Raw genomic sequence first — 15,710 nt, forward strand, 5'->3', positions numbered from 1 at the left:
GAATTATTTGATCGTATTTTCTGTCTATCAGTGGCACAGGCATCTTGCCTGTGAATTTATGGGATTATTTGATCGTACCAAATCTGGCTTTAATATCCCCTTTTTTCTTCAGTCGGCGGCGGCAGATCTTGAAAAGATGACTGTGTGGTTTTTTGAGTTGATTTTATGTAGGGAGTCGTAATTATCAGGACACGGCACTGCCGTTTCCCTAACTGTTAGGATTCTGCTGGCTGTTTTTGATTAAATTAGGTTAATTGCACCTCATATCTGTAGGGACACGGTATTGCCGTGTCCTTGTTTCAAAACTGCCGCGTTCTTGTTGCAAAACTTCGAGACTGCATCACAAACATCCTAGATAGTGTTTTTCGCTACATTCTGCAAAGCCGTCACCGTCAACAATGGTAGGTAAAACTACAAAGGACAGCTCGGAAATCGGCTGGCAAATATTTTTTATGAAACCTCGAATCATTGTTTGCGGATTGGGCCACACGGGACACAAGATTTTTTGTTTGTTGAGACAGCAAGGGGCGATTGTGGTTGGTATTAGCGATCGCCCAATTCGCAGCGAAACTTCTGATGTGGTTGTCGGCAATTTGCAAGCAGCTTCTACTTTGTTGGCGGCGGGCATTCAAAAAGCCCACACTTTAGTCATTGCAGGTAATGATGATGCTGTGAATTTGGCAGTTTTGATGCAGGCGAGGATTCTCAATCCTCAAATTCGCATCATTAACAGATTGTTCAATACTAGCTTGGGCGACAGAATTGACCACACTTTGCCCGAGCACGCTTCGATGAGCGTTTCAGCTCTGGCGGCTCCGGTTTTTGCTTTTGCTGCTCTCGGAAATCGGGCGATCGGACAGTTGCGTTTGTTCGATCGCACTTGGCCGATTCACGAAGAATATATCGATGAAAATCATCCTTGGCTCGATCGACAACTCAGCGATTTGTGGAACGATCGATCGCGAATGTTGATTTATTATCTCCCGGCTGCTAACAAAACTGATTTAGTATCGGCGGTGCTGGCCTGCCGGCGATGTCAAAAGGGCGATCGGCTAATTGTTGCCACTCAGCCGACTGTCCGCAGCCCTCAAAAAACTTTAATTCAAAAACTGCTTAAAATCTTAACTAACCTGCGCCGATTTCAGCAGCACAGCCAAGCAGCAGTCATTGTTGTACTGACGCTGCTGTCAATGATTGCAGTTGCTACTGTCACCTATATTTGTGTTGACGATAATATCTCAGTTATCGATTCTCTCTATTTTTCAGTCGGGATGATTACCGGAGCCGGAGGCTATGAAAAAGTTGCCGAACAAGCTCCCGACAGCATTAAATTATTTACAGTTGTCATGATGTTAGTTGGAGCCGGTATCATCGGCATTTGCTACGCACTGCTCAACGATTATGTATTGGGAACTCGCTTTACCGAATATTGGGATGTGGCGCGAGTTCCGCAGCGCCATCATTACATTATCTGCGGACTCGGAGGACTCGGTATCCAAATTGCTAAAGAACTGCACAATAACGGTTATGATATTGTGGCGATCGAGCAAGATCCGAACAGTCGCTTTCTGAGCACGGCTCGCTCCATGCAAATTCCAGTAATTCAGGGAAGTGCCAGTTTGCCCGCAACTCTGGAAGCTGCTAACGTTAAGCAAGCTGCTGCACTTTTGGCAGTTACTAGCAGCGATATGTCGAATCTAGAAATTGCCTTAACCGCTAAAGGATTGGCACCCAAACTATCGGTAATTGTCCGCAATCAAGACTCGCATTTTGCTTTGATGGTGCAGCAAGTTTTTGAGTTTGAAGGAGTTTTGAACCCGACGGAATTAGCGGCTCCTGCTTTCGCGGCGGCGGCGATTGGAGGCAGAATTTTGGGCAACGGGATGACTGCTGAGAGTCTGTGGGTTTCCTTGGCAACTTTGATTACACCAAAACATCCTTTCTGCGGCCACCGCATTCAAGATGCTGCTAAGTCTGCTGATTTTGTGCCTCTTTATGTGGAAACTAATTGTCAAACTATTCACGGCTGGGATTTGCTCAATTGTTGTTTGAGTGCGGGGGATGTTTTGTATTTGACGATGCCGGCGAATCGGTTGGATCAACTGTGGAGAACTCCTTCGGAATTAATTAAAACTTAATGGTTTAACGCGGTAATTTATAGCAGAAGGAAGTTCGGCAACGGATTTTTTAACGGATTTAACGGATTTAACGGATAGAAGCAATCGATTGCATGGGTTTGGGGTATTAAGAACGTCCTAGCCGTCTGGCGCGGTTGTTATATGTCGCAGCTCGCCCAATTGCAACTACAAACCTGATAAACTGGAGCCTGTCTAGTAAATAAAACTTACGCCTAATCCTCAGCAACCCGGTTTCTGAGCTTAAGTTCGAGTATAAATAACCAACAGACTCTCAATTAGTTGCAATTTAGAATGATCAAATTTTTAGCATTAGTTGTGTTTGGGATGATAATGGCGATCGCCTCTGTAGCTGTGGCCGCTCAACCTTTGTTCCTCGCCTATCCTCCCGCCAACCACAAAACAATAGCCGATCGCATCTTTCTCATCGGTACAGCCCCCCCAACCGGACAAGTATCGGTAAATGGCCAGCAAATTTCCCGCACCAGCGCCGGCCATTTCGCCCCGACTTTTCCCCTGCAACTCGGTGAAAATGTCTTTAGCTTGCGCCACGAAAATCAGCAAGTCCAAATTAAGGTGACGCGCGAGTCGAATCAGCCGGAAGTCCCCGCAGGCTTGGCTTTTGCTAAAGATTCCCTGACGCCGAAAGTCGATGTCGCCAGTTTACCGGGCGAATATATCTGCTTTGGGGCGATCGCCCCGGCGAATACTCAAGTCGCGGTAAAATTAGCCGACGTTACTATTCCTCTAAAAGCGCGATCGCAAGTCGAACTACCAGACAACAAATCTGTATTGTTAGGTGAAAATTCCCCGGTCAGAAAAAGCGGCATGGAACAGTATCAAGGCTGTGCTAAAACTCCTGAAAACTCCGTCTCATCGCAGAAAAAAGTGGATTTAGGAGTGCCTGTATTTGAGCTAACAATGAACGATAAAACTATCAGCCAACCAGGTACGGGCAAGATTTCTATTCTATCTCCGGCTGATTTAGAAGTAGCAGAAGTTACAGCAGATCCAGGTGTTGCCAGAACCGGGGCGAGCACGGATTTCTCTCGGATGACGCCGCTGCCCAAGGGAACGCGCGCCACAGTTATCGGGCGCGAGGGAGAATGGATTCGCCTCGATTACGGTGCTTGGATCAAAGCATCGGAGGTGCGAATTGTCAAGGATGCCGTGCCTGCGCGATCGATTATTCGCAGCGCGCGATCGCGTCAAATTCCCGGCTATACCGAGGTCTTATTTCCCTTAGAAATACCCGTCCCAGTCACGGTACAAGAAGGTGAACGCACCTTCACTTTAACGCTGTACAACACCACCGCTCAAACTGACATTATTCGCCTCGACGATGACCCGGTAATTGCGCGTTTGGCGTGGCAACAAATATCGCCGCTGCAAGTACAATACACTTTCAATCTCAAATCTGCCCAGCAGTGGGGTTATAAATTGAGATACGATGGCACAACTTTAGTGCTGTCTTTAAAACATCCGCCGACAAATACCAGCGCGGTGCCGACTTCTGAGCAAAAACCGCTGTCGGGAATTAAAATACTTTTAGATCCGGGACACGGCGGCCCGCAGGATTCGGGTGGTGTCGGCCCCACAGGCTACCGCGAGAAAACAGTGGCTTTAATTGTGTCGAAATTGGTGCGAGAGGAATTGGTAAACCGGGGCGCAAATGTGGTAATGACGCGGGTGGAAGATGTCGATTTGGATTTGCCGCCGAGGGTAGAAATGATTCAAAAAGAAGCACCTGCGATCGCAATTTCAATTCATTACAATGCTTTGCCCGATAACGGCGACGCCATCAATACCAAAGGCGTCGGCGCCTTTTGGTTTCACCCGCAAGCGCACAGTTTGGCAATGTTTTTGCACAATTACTTAGTTGCCAAGTTGAACCGTCCCAGCTATGGTGTATTCTGGAACAACCTAGCCATGACTCGTCCTGCCGTTACTCCATCTGTTTTAATGGAATTGGGATTTATGATTAATCCCGAAGAGTTTGAATGGATTGTGAATCCGACAGAACAGAAAAAGTTAGCCGAGGTCATCGCCCAAGGTATTACCGAATGGTTTGCCTCCGTCAAATAACAGTCAAATAACAGTTCGTAGTCAGGACTTCAGTCCTGCCAATCCAAGGAGATTAAATTAGTGCTAAGTTTTACTCAATCAAAAGCCTTTTTCATTGCAGCAGCAGTTGCAAGTTTAAGTTTTTCCCTTTACAGCTTTCCTGTTTTCGGTAAAGAGCAAAGTCTTTCTCCCGAAAAAGTAGAAGCTTTAAAAAAGCAAACTCAATGCTCGTTTATTACAGGTGAAGGCGGCGCGGTTAACATTCGCAAAGGCCCCGGCAATAAGTACCCAGTTGTAGCTAAACTCAAAAGAGGAGACGGAGTTCGGGCTGTCAGCAGACAAGGTAATTGGGTGAAAATTGCGGCCAGAACTTCTGGAACTGCTCCTAATGAAACTTTTACAATCCTTGACGGTTGGGTGAACAATCAATTTATTAATGGCTGTTCCGAAGACCAATTTGATAGATGGCGGAAATAGAGAATTTGGTAGTTGTAGGGGCGGGTTTTTAAGATTGTTAATTATTGGCTAATACAGTTCAGTTAACACTATTTATGCCCCGGAGATCCCCTCGCATCCCCCTAGTTGTAGGGGGACGAAAGAGAGCTTTCTTGTCCCCCCCCTTTTTTCTAAGGGAGGTTAGGGGGGATCAGTCTTAAGTGAACCGTATTGAATTATTGACACCTATGGTTGGTGAACCCGCCCCAACAATTATGGCAAAAATCTGGATTTTGATTTATCCTTGGGTGGGTGCAGGTTTTAGTAATATTTCGTAGAACGCCTGTTGCCAATTGCCAATTGCCAATTGCCAACAGTATAACTCCCTTATTTTTATGCGAATTCCTGCTGCTTCTAACTTATTCGCCAGAATTGCTGGGAAATTCCCCCTGCGAACTGTGCTGATTGTCCCCTTTGTGCTGCAAATTGTGGGGACTGTGGGGTTAGTGGGGTATCTTTCCTATAGAAACGGACAAAAGGCAGTTGAAGACTTAGCTTATCAGTTAATCAATGAGGTTGATGAGGGCGTAGAGCAAAATTTGCAAAATTATCTTGATGTCCCCAAGCACATTAATCAAAGCCTTGCAGCAGCCATTCGCACCAAGGTTGTAGACTGGAAAGACTTTTTGGGATTAGAAGACTACTTCGCGCAGCAACAACAAATCTATGCCAAGGTTAGTACGGTGGCAATCGCCACTGAGCAAAAAGAATTCCTCGCTGTCGAAAAATCATTGGCAAGTGATTCTTTAGTTATCCGCATTCGGAATAAATCTACAAACTACGCCTTTCATTCCTATGCTGCCAATCCTCAAGGCAAGCGAATTAAGCTCACAAAAGTAAGAAAAGATTACGATCCGCACAACGATCCGCCTAAAGGTCGTCCCTGGTATCGAGCCGCGCAGGAGGCGGGTCAAGCAATTTGGCTTCCTGTTGTGAATCTATCACAGGGAGTCGATCGCCCGATCTTGATGATTGTTAACTTTTTGCCATTTAATGACGCCGATGGCAAGTTTCAGGGAGTTTTGGCAGCCGCCCTTTACCTGCCTCAGTTTGCTAGTTTTCTAGATAGTTTGAAAGTTGGACGGACAGGGCAGGTATTCGTTATCGACCGCCAAGGGTTACTGATTGCGAGTTCCACAGGCGAGACACCATTTAAACAAAATTTAAATTCAGATTATCTAAAAAATTTGAATACTCAAGAGTGGAGAGTGGTAGCTCGAAATAGTAAGAATTCCCTCACTCAGGCATCGGTGAATTTTATATTAACTCAGGTTAAGAATTTTAATCAAATTCAGCAAAAGAAAAAATTCGAGTTTAACTTTCACCACAATCGCCATTTCCTACAGGTGAACCCCATCTCGGATAAATCTGAGTTGGACTGGTTGATTGTCACAGTCGTTCCCGAAGCCGACTTCATGACGCAAATTAATGCGAATACTCGGACGAATATCCTGCTGTGTATCGCCGCATTAATCGGGTCTACAGGGATTGGCATTCTTACGGCTCGTTGGATTACAAAGCCAATCCTGGGTCTCAACACCGCCGCCAAAGATATTGCTCAGGGAAAATGGGATAAACCTGTAGAAATTAACCGCGCTGATGAAGTGGGAGAACTGGCAAACTCCTTTAATAAAATGGCAGCGCAACTGCAACACTCTTTTGCCAAACTTCAATCCTTGAATGAAGCTTTAGTGCAGAGTGAAAGTCGGCTGAATCAAATTCTCGAAGCTATGCCGGTGGGGGTATCAGTTCACGATATTACTGGACAACTTATATACGCCAATCAAACATCGCGACAGTTGCTCGGCATCGAAACTTTCCCCGAAGCCGAAACCGAGCAATTGGCATTAAGTTATCATGTTTATCTGGCAGGAACCGAGCAGTTATATCCGGCAGAAAATCTGCCTGTCGTGCGATCGTTTCAGGGAGAACAGGTAAGGGTTGATGACGTAGAAATTCGCCGGCCGGGTAAGACAGTTCCCTTAGAAGTTTACAGTACGCCCCTATTTGATGAAAATGGGAATATTGTAGCGGCGATAGCTACCTTTGCTGACATTACCGATCGCAAAAAAACAGAGAAAATCTTAGCCGACTACAATCGCACCTTAGAAGCCCAAGTTGCAGAACGTACTGACGAGTTAGCCCGTGCTAACGCTCAATTAGAACAGGAGATTTGCGATCGCAAACTTGCAGAAATAGCCTTGGCAGCCGCTGCATTAGCCGCCGAAGCTGCATCCCTTGCCAAAAGCAGTTTTCTAGCGAATATGAGCCACGAGTTGCGCACTCCCCTGAATGGCATTATGGGCTACGCGCAAATCCTGTTGCGAGACCCAAACCGCACCGCCAAGCAACACAAAAGTGCTGGTGTCATCTACCAGTGCAGCGAACACCTTTTGATGCTGATTGACGACATTTTAAGCTTGTCTAAAATCGAAGCCAACAAACTCGAACTTTACCCATAAACCTTTAATTTTCCTGCTTTTCTGCAAGGATTGTCAGAAATATTCCGCCTCAAAGCCGAACCAAAATCAATTTATTTCACATATCTAAATCTCACTCGAATTCCAAATCAGATCTATGCTGATCAAAAGCGACTGCGCCAAATTTTAATGAACCTGCTTTCCAATGCTGTCAAATTTACCGCTCGCGGCAGCGTTACTTTCAAAGTTGAGGTCATTGAAAATAAAGCTGCATTTCCGCAGCTTGGCAATCGCGAATTGCTCAGCTGCGGAAATGCGCTTCCAAATAGAAGATACAGGCGTTGGCATACCGCCAGAACACTTGGAAAAAATATTTTTACCCTTCGAGCAAGTGGGAAATATTTCCGATCGCACCGAAGGAACTGGGTTGGGACTGGCAATTACTCAGAGACTCATTTCTTTGATGGAAAGTGAAATTTTTGTTGAAAGCACTCCGGGAGTTGGCAGCAGATTTTGGTTCGATCTAAACGTGCCATTTGCCTCAGATACGGTGGACTCAACCCGGTAAAATCAAGCGATACGATTGTTGGCTATCAAGGTAAAAAACAGAAAATCCTGGTAGTCGATGACCGCTGGGAGAATCGCTCGGTTATTATTAACTTACTAGAAGGGATCGGCTTTGAATTCGCAGAGGCAGCAGATGGACAAGAAGGTTTAGAAAAAGCCGTTGAATTTCAACCGGATTTGATTTTCGCTGACTTAGTGATGCCTCGGATGGACGGCTTCGCGCTGATACGGCAATTGCGCCAATTACCCCAGTTTCAATATACAATTATCATAGCCGTCTCTGCCAGTGTCTTTGATGCCGATCGACAAAGTTGTTTGGAATGTGGCTGCAACGATTTTCTCGCCAAGCCCATTCAAGCAAAAGATTTGCTCAACAAAATTAAGAGTTACTTAAACTTGTCGTGGATTTGCGAACAACAAGTAACTGGGGAAAATTTTACGGTGGCATTTCCTTTAGCTTCTAGGCCAGAGGAAATGTCGGTGCCACCCAGAGAGGAATTGCTGGTATTGTATGAAGCAGCTCAGAGTGGTAATGTTGAAGGAGTAGAGCAAGAAGTCATCCGACTGAAGCTATTAAACCGTAAATATAGTTATTTTGCTGCCAGGGTGCAGGAATTGTCCGAAGATTTTGAGTATGAAGCAATTGTCAATTTGCTCGATCGCTCTTGATGACGACTTACGGAGAACATTTAAATCTAGGCTACTCTTCGGTGCACCTTACCAATATATATAGCAGCTCAAACAATTTCCGGCGTAATTCTTATTTATTATAAGCGTCACCATCAGCACATAAATTTTATGAGATACGGGATATGCAAATGTCATTAGATCGACAATCTCAAATCGAGTCAAATTTTATCCAAAACTTATCTAGCTCTGACGCTATCAAAAATAGTCCCAAAAAACAGCAAATTCTTGTAGTAGATGATACCATTGCTAATCTTAAATTAGTTTCCGATTTTTTGAGAGTCTGATTTTGAGGTTCGGATTGCTAAAAGTGGTTCCCAAGCCCTAAAATTTATGGAAAAAAGCCAGCCCGATCTGATTTTGTTGGATGTCATGATGCCAGAAATGGACGGCTTTCAAACCTGCCGCTGCCTGAAAGAATCGCCACAGACAAAAGATATTTCTGTAATTTTTATGACGGCAGTTGATGATGCTTGTAATGCAAGCTATAAAGTCAAAGGATTGGAGCTGGGGGCAGTAGATTACATCAGCAAGCCGATTCAACTGGAAGAAGTCTTAGCCCGCATCAAAACTCATCTGCACCTGCGTTATTTAACTCAGCAACTGCAAAAACAAAATGACTTACTTGAATCAGTGTTCAACCAATCGGCTGATGCGATTTTTATAGTCAATATTAAAACTGGTTTGATTGCAGACTGCAATCAACGTGCCGTAGAACTATTTGAAGCAACAAGCAAAGATGAATTGCTAAATATTGAAGGGAATACGCTTCAAAAGCAAAGTTTTTCACCCGAAGAATTGAGTTCGATTTTTGAGGAGATTGCTATCAAGAGATTTTGGACTCGGGAGGTGGAATATGTGACTAAAAAAGGAAAGTTGTTTTGGGGCAGCTTAGCCGCCAAGCAAATTTATGTAGCTGGCGAGAAAATGAATCTCGTTCGCGTTACGGACATGAGCGATCGCAAACTTGCAGAAGCACGAGAACGGGAAAAGTCACAACAACTAAAATTGGCATTAAGCCAACTGAAACGTACTCAAACTCAACTGATTGTCACTGAAAAAATGTCTAGTTTGGGGCGAATGGTAGCTGGTATTGCCCACGAAATCAATAATCCTATCAGCTTTATCTACGGCAATCTTATTCCCGCCCGCCGCTACTTCCAAGAAATGCTAAAACTGATTGAACTTTACCAGGAGACTTACCCCGATCCCACACCAGAAATTGAGGCTTTGACTGAGGATCTAGACTTGGGGTTTCTGATAAAAGATTTCTCAAAACTGATGAATTCCATGCAAGTAGGAGCCGATCGCATCCGGCAGATTGTCGTCTCGCTCAGGAACTTCTCAAGATTGGATGAAAAAGAGCTCAAAGCTGTAGATATCCGCGAAGGAATTGACAGCGCGCTGCTGATTTTGCAGCATCGGTTGAATTCAAAAGGATCTCGCCCAGAGATTGAGGTGATTAAAAACTACGGTCAACTGCCTTTAGTTACCTGTTATGCAAGTCAGTTGAATGATGTGTTTATGAATATCTTGATTAATGCGATCGATGCCTTGGAACCAGAACCTTCTCGGGTAATTACCATCAGTACGTCACTGATTGCGAAAGAAACTGCAATTTCCAAAGGTGAATTTGCGGCGATTCGGATTGCTGACAACGGCCCCGGGATGAGTGAAGCAGTGAAAAAAAAGATATTTGACCCATTTTTTACTACCAAACCAGTAGGAAGCGGCACGGGATTGGGGTTAGCAATCAGTTACGAAATAGTCGTGGGAAAACACAAAGGTCATATCAATTGTATTTCTGTTTTGGGGCAAGGGACAGAGTTTATTGTAGAGATTCCGGTAAAGCAGGTATTGCGTGCTTAGGTAAAGGTTTGATCGTTCGGACTTTAGTCCTCGGTTTTGATGAGGACTAAAGTCCGAACGATCGAACCTTATGATTCATTCTTGCATTCTCAACCAGCTAAACACCTGTTCGGCGGTAATATTCAGGGGAATCATTTCGGGTACGGGAAGGACATCGCTACCTTCGCAGAATTGCGGTTGTTGGTTGGGTAAAAATGCTAAAATAGATCGATCGCCTGGATCGACTAGCCATCCCAACTGACAATTATGTTCGAGACAGTGAATATTTTTTTTAGTGACGCGATTTGAGCTTTGTTCTGGCGACAGGATTTCGATCGCCCAATACGGCGCGACTAGCACATCATCCAACGGTTCACCGTTCTCATTAAATTGAATCTGTTCCCACAATAGTACCGCAATATCGGGAACAATCGATCGCCCGCCAAACGTACACCGCAACTCGGGAAAAGCGTAAGCTATCTTGGAATTTTCTGTCACCTGATTAATTTTATTGCAGGCTTTCGAGCGCAATAGGCTATGCTTTGTGTTCGGCATAGATTTTTGGATAATCTCGCCCTCAATATATTCGCTGGCTGGTTTGGTTTCTGGCAGTTTCAGAAATTCTTCAAGAGTAAGGCGCAGAGGAGCGATCGTCATACAATAAATTCCTCAATTCAAAGACAGATAAACGCAGATAATCTCAATATATTTTGCTAATTTTGCAAGAAGTCTATTTATTTAGATGTAACTAATTTACTTATGATACCATAGAAGCCTAAAAATCACTCTCGCAAATCATGAATGTTCGTCGGTTGCTCTCGGTAATTGCCATGCTGTCGATCGCAAGCTGCGACATCCAAAGCCCAAAAACCAACACAAAGCCTCCAGAAAGCCGTAGCTTGCGGGGCGGGACGCCATCGCCAATTGCCACATCTGTATCCACAAAACCCAAGTCTGAGGTTAAAGAAGCACAACTAATTGCTGTCGGCGACATCATGATGCACAGCACTCAAACGATCTCGGGCTACGACGCAAAAAAGCAAACATACAACTTTGACAGTTTCTTCGCACCAGTGAAAAGTATCCTCTCAAAAGGCGATTGGGTAACGGGAAACCTGGAAACACCTTTAGCGGGAGAAGATGCGGGCGGATATACGGGATATCCGCTATTTAACGCACCGGCTCAATTACTAGATGCTGCGAAAAAAGCTGGATTTAATATCTTGACAACGGCGAACAATCATGCTTTGGATCGGGGGGAAATCGGGGTAATTAGGACGATCGCAAATTTGGGCGATCGCAAAATAGCGTCCACAGGAACAGCCAAATCGAAAGCTGCGGGCGATGCCACTTTAATCATCACCAAAAACAACATATCACTAGCCATGCTAGCCTACAGCTACGGCACCAACGGCATCCCCATACCCAAAAACAAAGATTACTTAGTGGCGCTAATTGATGAAAAAAAAATAATCAAAGACATCGCCAGAGCCCGAAAAAAAGGAGCAGATGCGATCGCAATTTCCCTGCATTTTGGCGACGAATATCAGCGACAGCCAAACACCCAACAAAAACAATTAGTTGAAAACTTGTTGAAAGCTGGTGCAGACATCATTCTCGGCAGCCATCCCCACGTCGTCCAACCCTACAAAATATTTAAATTCCACGGCAAAAACGGGAAAACTCGCAAAGCTGTAGCAATTTATTCAATGGGCAACTTCATTTCCGGTCAGACCAAAGATCGTACAGACTTAGGCGTAATTTTGCAAGTAAATATCCGCAAGAAATTTCCCGAAAAAACCACAGAAATTACCAGCATCAAAACAATTCCGACTTGGGTACACCGCTATACTCTGAACAATAAAACCAACTATCGCATTTTGCCGTTAGAAACAACTGTCACCAAGCAAAAAGATCCGCTGCTAACACCTTCGCAGTATCCAGTTTTAAAAGCATATTTACAAGAGATGAACAATCATCTTAACTCCTTGAACAAAAAAGATAAGACGGCGGTTGAAACCGCACCTACACAAACGAATTCTGCCTCCGCGGAATCAAGAAAATAACTGGTTCCCAGACTCCAGCCTGGTAACGAGTAGAAAGGACACGGCAATGCCGTTTCCCTACGGAGATTATCCGTTACATCCGTTACACAATCCGTTGCCGAACTGCTCAATCAGCCAAGAAATCGCCCCTGCCACATCAGCAACCCGCTCAACATTGGGAATCGGCGGCCGCTGCACCATCACAACCGGAATTCCCATTTCCCTAGCCGCCACAATTTTCGCATAGGTAGCAGCGCCACCGCTGTTTTTGCTAACAATTGTATCGATGCGATATTCTAAGAGCAATTGCCGCTCATCTGCCAATGAAAAAGGCCCCCTTGCTAATAACAATTTACCCTTAGGAATAGGAGTATTTAGTGCCGGAGGATCGATCGCCCGCATCAAAAACCAAATAGCATCCAAACCAGCAAACTCCGCCAATTCCTGCCTCCCAATCGTGAGAAACACCCGCCCAGACTGCCCTGATAAAGCCATTGCAGCCTCCGAGTGGCTGGCGACTTCAATCCAGCGATCGCCCTCCACGGCCTCCCAACCCTGGCGCACCAGCATCAAATGAGGGACATGGCATTCAGCAGCCGCAACCGCAGCATTAGCCGAAATCTGCGCCGCAAACGGATGAGTCGCATCAATTAAAAAGTCGATCGGGCTGCGACGCAAAAACTCCGCCAGCCCAGCCGCCCCACCAAACCCCCCAATTCGCACCGTACCCGTTTTTGGGGTCAAAGGCTGTTGAGTGCGCCCTGCTAGCGAAGATATGACCTCGACATCAGCAATTTGAGACACTCTTGCCGCTAGTTCAGCAGCATCCCCCGTTCCGCCCAAAATCAGCAAGCGTTTTTTCATAAAATTAGTCCTAGGTTATAAAATCGAACCAACGCCCGCAATTTCGGTTAATAATATCTTTAGTAAAGTTTCAACTGCCAAGAAAAATGATTCGCTCACTTTTTACATTTTTTACAATATTAATCGTAACCGGGTTAGTTTGGTTGGGAAACATCGCACCCGCCACCGCACAAGTACAACCAACAGATATAACCGATCCGCAGCAGGAATTAGGAGAACTCGTTCAAAAAGCTTTTGAAGCTACAAACGAAGGCAAATTTCCCGCCGCCGAAACTTTGTGGACTCAAATCATTGACAAATTTCCCTCACAAGCCGCCGCTTGGAGCAACCGAGGCAATTCGAGAGTCAGCCAAAACAAACTACAACCAGCTATTGCTGACTACGAAAAGGCGATCGAACTAGCTCCCAACGCCCCCGATCCCTACCTGAATCGCGGCACCGCCTTAGAAGGTTTAGGACGCTGGGAAGAAGCGATCGCAGACTACAATCATGTGCTAGAATTAGACGCAAAAGATCCAGCAGCATACAACAACCGAGGTAATGCCGAAGCAGGTTTAGGTAAATGGGAAATAGCAATTGCCGACTACAGCAAAGCCTTTGAATTAGCCCCCGAATACGCCTTTGCTCGCGCCAACCACGCCCTCGCACTTTATCAAAACGGGCAAACCAAAGAAGCAATTCGCAACATGAAAAACATTGTCCGCAGATACCCTCAATTTGCTGACATGAGAGCAGCCCTCAGTGCCTGTCTTTGGGAAGCAGGACAGCGCGGGGAAGCTGAGAGTAATTGGGTAGCTGCGATCGGTCTCGATTCCCGCTACAAACACCTCGATTGGGTGGCAAAAACCCGTCGCTGGCCACCAGTTGTCGTCAGCGCTTTAGACAAATTCTTGAACTTGAAATAATCTCAAAACGGTAATGATAAATTGCGAGCATCCCGATGATTGTAGGGTATCTTTCCAATCAGGGATGCTCCCCAAAAATGCCAATATCATCCGAAGAAGACGGCGGTTCAAACCGCGTCTACAAAAACAAAACCCGGATGGTGCGCGGGTTGAAGATCGGACGGTTTAAATTATGTTATTTTCTTGAGTCCGCGCACCATCCGGACATCGTTTGTGTAGACGCGGTTTCAACCGCCGTCTTTCTTGAGTCCGCGCACATCGTTTGTGTAGGCGCAGTTGAAACCGCCGTCTTAATTATTTCTCGAATCCTTGAGGCTGTCAACTCCTCGACATTCCTAAAAACCGCTGCTGCGCCAGCATTTTTTAGCGACGCAGCGTAAGCCTCGCAGCGCACAGAATCATCCAAAACGTGAGGCGGCAAAATTCCCATCCCCAGCCAAACCCGATTTGGTTGCACTTCCCGCGCCTTCACAATAGTGTAAATATCGGCAACAGTATCTCCCGCGTAAATTACGGGCAAATTGTTTGGTAAACCGTGCATATTTTCCAACTGTTCAATTGCTGCGAAAAGTCCAGTCGGATCGGGTTTGCCCGGTGCATCTTCCATCGCGACTAACACAGGGGAATTTAAGCCGAGTTTCCCTTCCAAAACATAAGCCGCTTCATCTCGCATCGCGCCACTAAAAAAGCCCCAAACAATGCCCCCAACTGTTAAATTTTCTAGGTAAGCTGGACTTAACAGCAGCGGTTCGTCACAAATGTAACCAGTCCAATTTCGATCGTCGGGCCCGCGATAGCGACTTTGGAAAAAAGCTACTAATTCGTCATAGTTGAAAGCGAGTTGGTTTCGCGATCGCCCAATCCCCTCAAAATAACGGCAAACTAACTCGAAAGACGCTTGCCAGTCATTATTCCACACTCCCTCAGACTTCAGAGAGTCGATATCGAGGGAATTCGGGCGAAAAGCACCCGCCGTGAAATGTTCCACCGCATCGGCGATCGCCCGCCTGTAGGAACCGGAGACATCCCGCACTACACCGTCAATGTCAAAAACTAAAATAACTCTGTTCACAACTTAACCATCCTGGTAACTTGGCGGGTGAGAACCCAAATTTTATCTGTTCCCAGCCCCTTCTTGATGCGAAACCCAGCCGCGCGACAAAACTTTTAATCACTTATGACTCATTCTCGAACAAAATGTGCTACGCTTAGCGATTGTAGAAATTTTTAACAAGTTCGATCGGAACCCTGGAGGTTTGCTTGTCCAAGTTCATCTTAAAAGTTCTCTGGCTAGAAGAGAATGTTGCCCTCGCCGTTGACCAAGTTGTCGGTAAAGGAACTAGCCCGCTGACAGCTTACTTTTTCTGGCCCCGCAAAGATGCGTGGGAAGAACTCAAAAACGAACTCGAAGCCAAACACTGGATTGCTGACAACGATCGCGTCGAAGTCCTCAACCAAGCCACAGAAGTCATCAACTACTGGCAAGAAGAAGGCAGACGGCGCCCGATGACTGAAGCTCAGTCAAAGTTCCCAGAAGTGACTTTTACCGGCAGCAACTAAGCCCAGCTTTAAGTTGCTACCCAGATAAATTGCTTGTAATGGCTGACGGGGGGAGAAGGCGGGAAGATTTGACGCTTTTTCCACCTCGCCGCTAAAGATACAATTTAACAGCGCTACAGC

Annotated in this window: 14 protein-coding genes and 1 pseudogene; 12 read left to right on the forward strand and 3 right to left on the reverse strand. The window is 45.7% G+C overall.

Going from position 1 to position 15,710, the window contains the following annotated elements; genetic code table 11:
• The 9 genes and pseudogenes from QUB68_RS14250 to QUB68_RS29965 all read left to right on the forward strand — a co-directional run.
• On the forward strand, nt 1-181 hold a 181-nt coding region (locus QUB68_RS14250; protein ID WP_332993411.1), incomplete at its 5' end, for a hypothetical protein.
• A gap of 271 nt (nt 182-452) precedes the next feature.
• Nucleotides 453-2,138 carry a potassium channel family protein gene (locus QUB68_RS14255; RefSeq protein WP_332993413.1) on the forward strand — a complete coding sequence of 562 codons (1,686 nt, stop codon included), beginning with the start codon at nt 453-455 and terminating at the stop codon, nt 2,136-2,138.
• A 291-nt stretch (nt 2,139-2,429) separates the two neighbouring features.
• A complete protein-coding gene (locus QUB68_RS14260) occupies nt 2,430-4,220 on the forward strand; it encodes an N-acetylmuramoyl-L-alanine amidase (RefSeq protein ID WP_332993414.1) in 1,791 nt (596 codons plus the stop codon).
• 60 nt (nt 4,221-4,280) lie between these two features.
• The gene (locus QUB68_RS14265) at nt 4,281-4,676 is read left to right on the forward strand and encodes an SH3 domain-containing protein (protein WP_332993416.1); all 396 of its coding nucleotides are present in this window, start codon (nt 4,281-4,283) and stop codon (nt 4,674-4,676) included.
• A gap of 353 nt (nt 4,677-5,029) precedes the next feature.
• Entirely contained in the window at nt 5,030-7,156 is a 2,127-nt protein-coding gene (locus tag QUB68_RS14270) for a histidine kinase dimerization/phospho-acceptor domain-containing protein (protein WP_332993418.1), read from the forward strand.
• Nucleotides 7,157-7,427: 271 nt separating this feature from the next.
• Nucleotides 7,428-7,682 (forward strand): ATP-binding protein, encoded by a 255-nt coding sequence (locus tag QUB68_RS14275; protein WP_332993420.1) that lies wholly within the window; start codon nt 7,428-7,430, stop codon nt 7,680-7,682.
• On the forward strand, nt 7,628-8,350 hold the full coding sequence (locus QUB68_RS14280) for a response regulator (RefSeq protein ID WP_332993423.1): 723 nt from the start codon (nt 7,628-7,630) through the stop codon (nt 8,348-8,350). Before QUB68_RS14275 ends, QUB68_RS14280 begins: the two co-directional genes overlap by 55 nt.
• Before the next feature lie 312 nt (nt 8,351-8,662).
• Nucleotides 8,663-9,334, forward strand: a pseudogene (locus tag QUB68_RS14285) (response regulator); the annotation flags it as partial.
• Between the two features lie 558 nt (nt 9,335-9,892).
• Complete coding sequence (locus tag QUB68_RS29965) at nt 9,893-10,237, forward strand: sensor histidine kinase (RefSeq protein ID WP_442923090.1); 345 nt, start codon at nt 9,893-9,895, stop codon at nt 10,235-10,237.
• Nucleotides 10,238-10,312: 75 nt separating this feature from the next.
• On the opposite strand, the gene QUB68_RS14295 is transcribed toward QUB68_RS29965, so the two are convergent.
• Nucleotides 10,313-10,873: a Uma2 family endonuclease gene (locus QUB68_RS14295; RefSeq protein WP_332993426.1), complete on the reverse strand. Its 561-nt coding sequence runs from the start codon at nt 10,871-10,873 to the stop codon at nt 10,313-10,315.
• A 140-nt stretch (nt 10,874-11,013) separates the two neighbouring features.
• On the opposite strand from QUB68_RS14295, the gene QUB68_RS14300 reads away from it, so the two are divergent.
• The gene (locus QUB68_RS14300) at nt 11,014-12,282 is read left to right on the forward strand and encodes a CapA family protein (protein ID WP_332993428.1); all 1,269 of its coding nucleotides are present in this window, start codon (nt 11,014-11,016) and stop codon (nt 12,280-12,282) included.
• Nucleotides 12,283-12,348: 66 nt separating this feature from the next.
• Here QUB68_RS14300 and QUB68_RS14305 read toward each other — a convergent pair whose 3' ends face one another.
• A complete protein-coding gene (locus tag QUB68_RS14305) occupies nt 12,349-13,125 on the reverse strand; it encodes a cobalt-precorrin-6A reductase (RefSeq protein ID WP_332993430.1) in 777 nt (258 codons plus the stop codon).
• An 86-nt stretch (nt 13,126-13,211) separates the two neighbouring features.
• On the opposite strand from QUB68_RS14305, the gene QUB68_RS14310 reads away from it, so the two are divergent.
• Nucleotides 13,212-14,030: a tetratricopeptide repeat protein gene (locus QUB68_RS14310; RefSeq protein ID WP_332993433.1), complete on the forward strand. Its 819-nt coding sequence runs from the start codon at nt 13,212-13,214 to the stop codon at nt 14,028-14,030.
• Between the two features lie 175 nt (nt 14,031-14,205).
• On the opposite strand, the gene QUB68_RS14315 is transcribed toward QUB68_RS14310, so the two are convergent.
• Nucleotides 14,206-15,102 (reverse strand): TIGR01548 family HAD-type hydrolase, encoded by an 897-nt coding sequence (locus QUB68_RS14315; RefSeq protein ID WP_332993437.1) that lies wholly within the window; start codon nt 15,100-15,102, stop codon nt 14,206-14,208.
• Between the two features lie 176 nt (nt 15,103-15,278).
• Between QUB68_RS14315 and QUB68_RS14320 the strand changes: the two genes are divergently transcribed.
• Nucleotides 15,279-15,590 carry a 30S ribosomal protein PSRP-3 gene (locus tag QUB68_RS14320; RefSeq protein WP_293181450.1) on the forward strand — a complete coding sequence of 104 codons (312 nt, stop codon included), beginning with the start codon at nt 15,279-15,281 and terminating at the stop codon, nt 15,588-15,590.
• The last annotated feature ends 120 nt before the right edge of the window (nt 15,591-15,710 follow it).

Origin of the sequence: Microcoleus sp. A006_D1 (assembly GCF_036702805.1) — a bacterium.
Classification (GTDB): Bacteria; Cyanobacteriota; Cyanobacteriia; order Cyanobacteriales; family Microcoleaceae; genus Microcoleus.

What these genes read in the sequence shown, in the direction of transcription:
- QUB68_RS14255 (WP_332993413.1), top strand. Translation starts at nt 453, where the DNA reads ATGAAACCTCGAATCATTGTTTGCGGATTGGGCCACACGGGACACAAG.
- QUB68_RS14260 (WP_332993414.1), top strand. Translation starts at nt 2,430, where the DNA reads ATGATCAAATTTTTAGCATTAGTTGTGTTTGGGATGATAATGGCGATC.
- QUB68_RS14270 (WP_332993418.1), top strand. Translation starts at nt 5,030, where the DNA reads ATGCGAATTCCTGCTGCTTCTAACTTATTCGCCAGAATTGCTGGGAAA.
- QUB68_RS14275 (WP_332993420.1), top strand. Translation starts at nt 7,428, where the DNA reads ATGCGCTTCCAAATAGAAGATACAGGCGTTGGCATACCGCCAGAACAC.
- QUB68_RS29965 (WP_442923090.1), top strand. Translation starts at nt 9,893, where the DNA reads ATGAATATCTTGATTAATGCGATCGATGCCTTGGAACCAGAACCTTCT.
- QUB68_RS14295 (WP_332993426.1), bottom strand. Translation starts at nt 10,873, where the DNA reads ATGACGATCGCTCCTCTGCGCCTTACTCTTGAAGAATTTCTGAAACTG.
- QUB68_RS14300 (WP_332993428.1), top strand. Translation starts at nt 11,014, where the DNA reads ATGAATGTTCGTCGGTTGCTCTCGGTAATTGCCATGCTGTCGATCGCA.
- QUB68_RS14305 (WP_332993430.1), bottom strand. Translation starts at nt 13,125, where the DNA reads ATGAAAAAACGCTTGCTGATTTTGGGCGGAACGGGGGATGCTGCTGAA.
- QUB68_RS14310 (WP_332993433.1), top strand. Translation starts at nt 13,212, where the DNA reads ATGATTCGCTCACTTTTTACATTTTTTACAATATTAATCGTAACCGGG.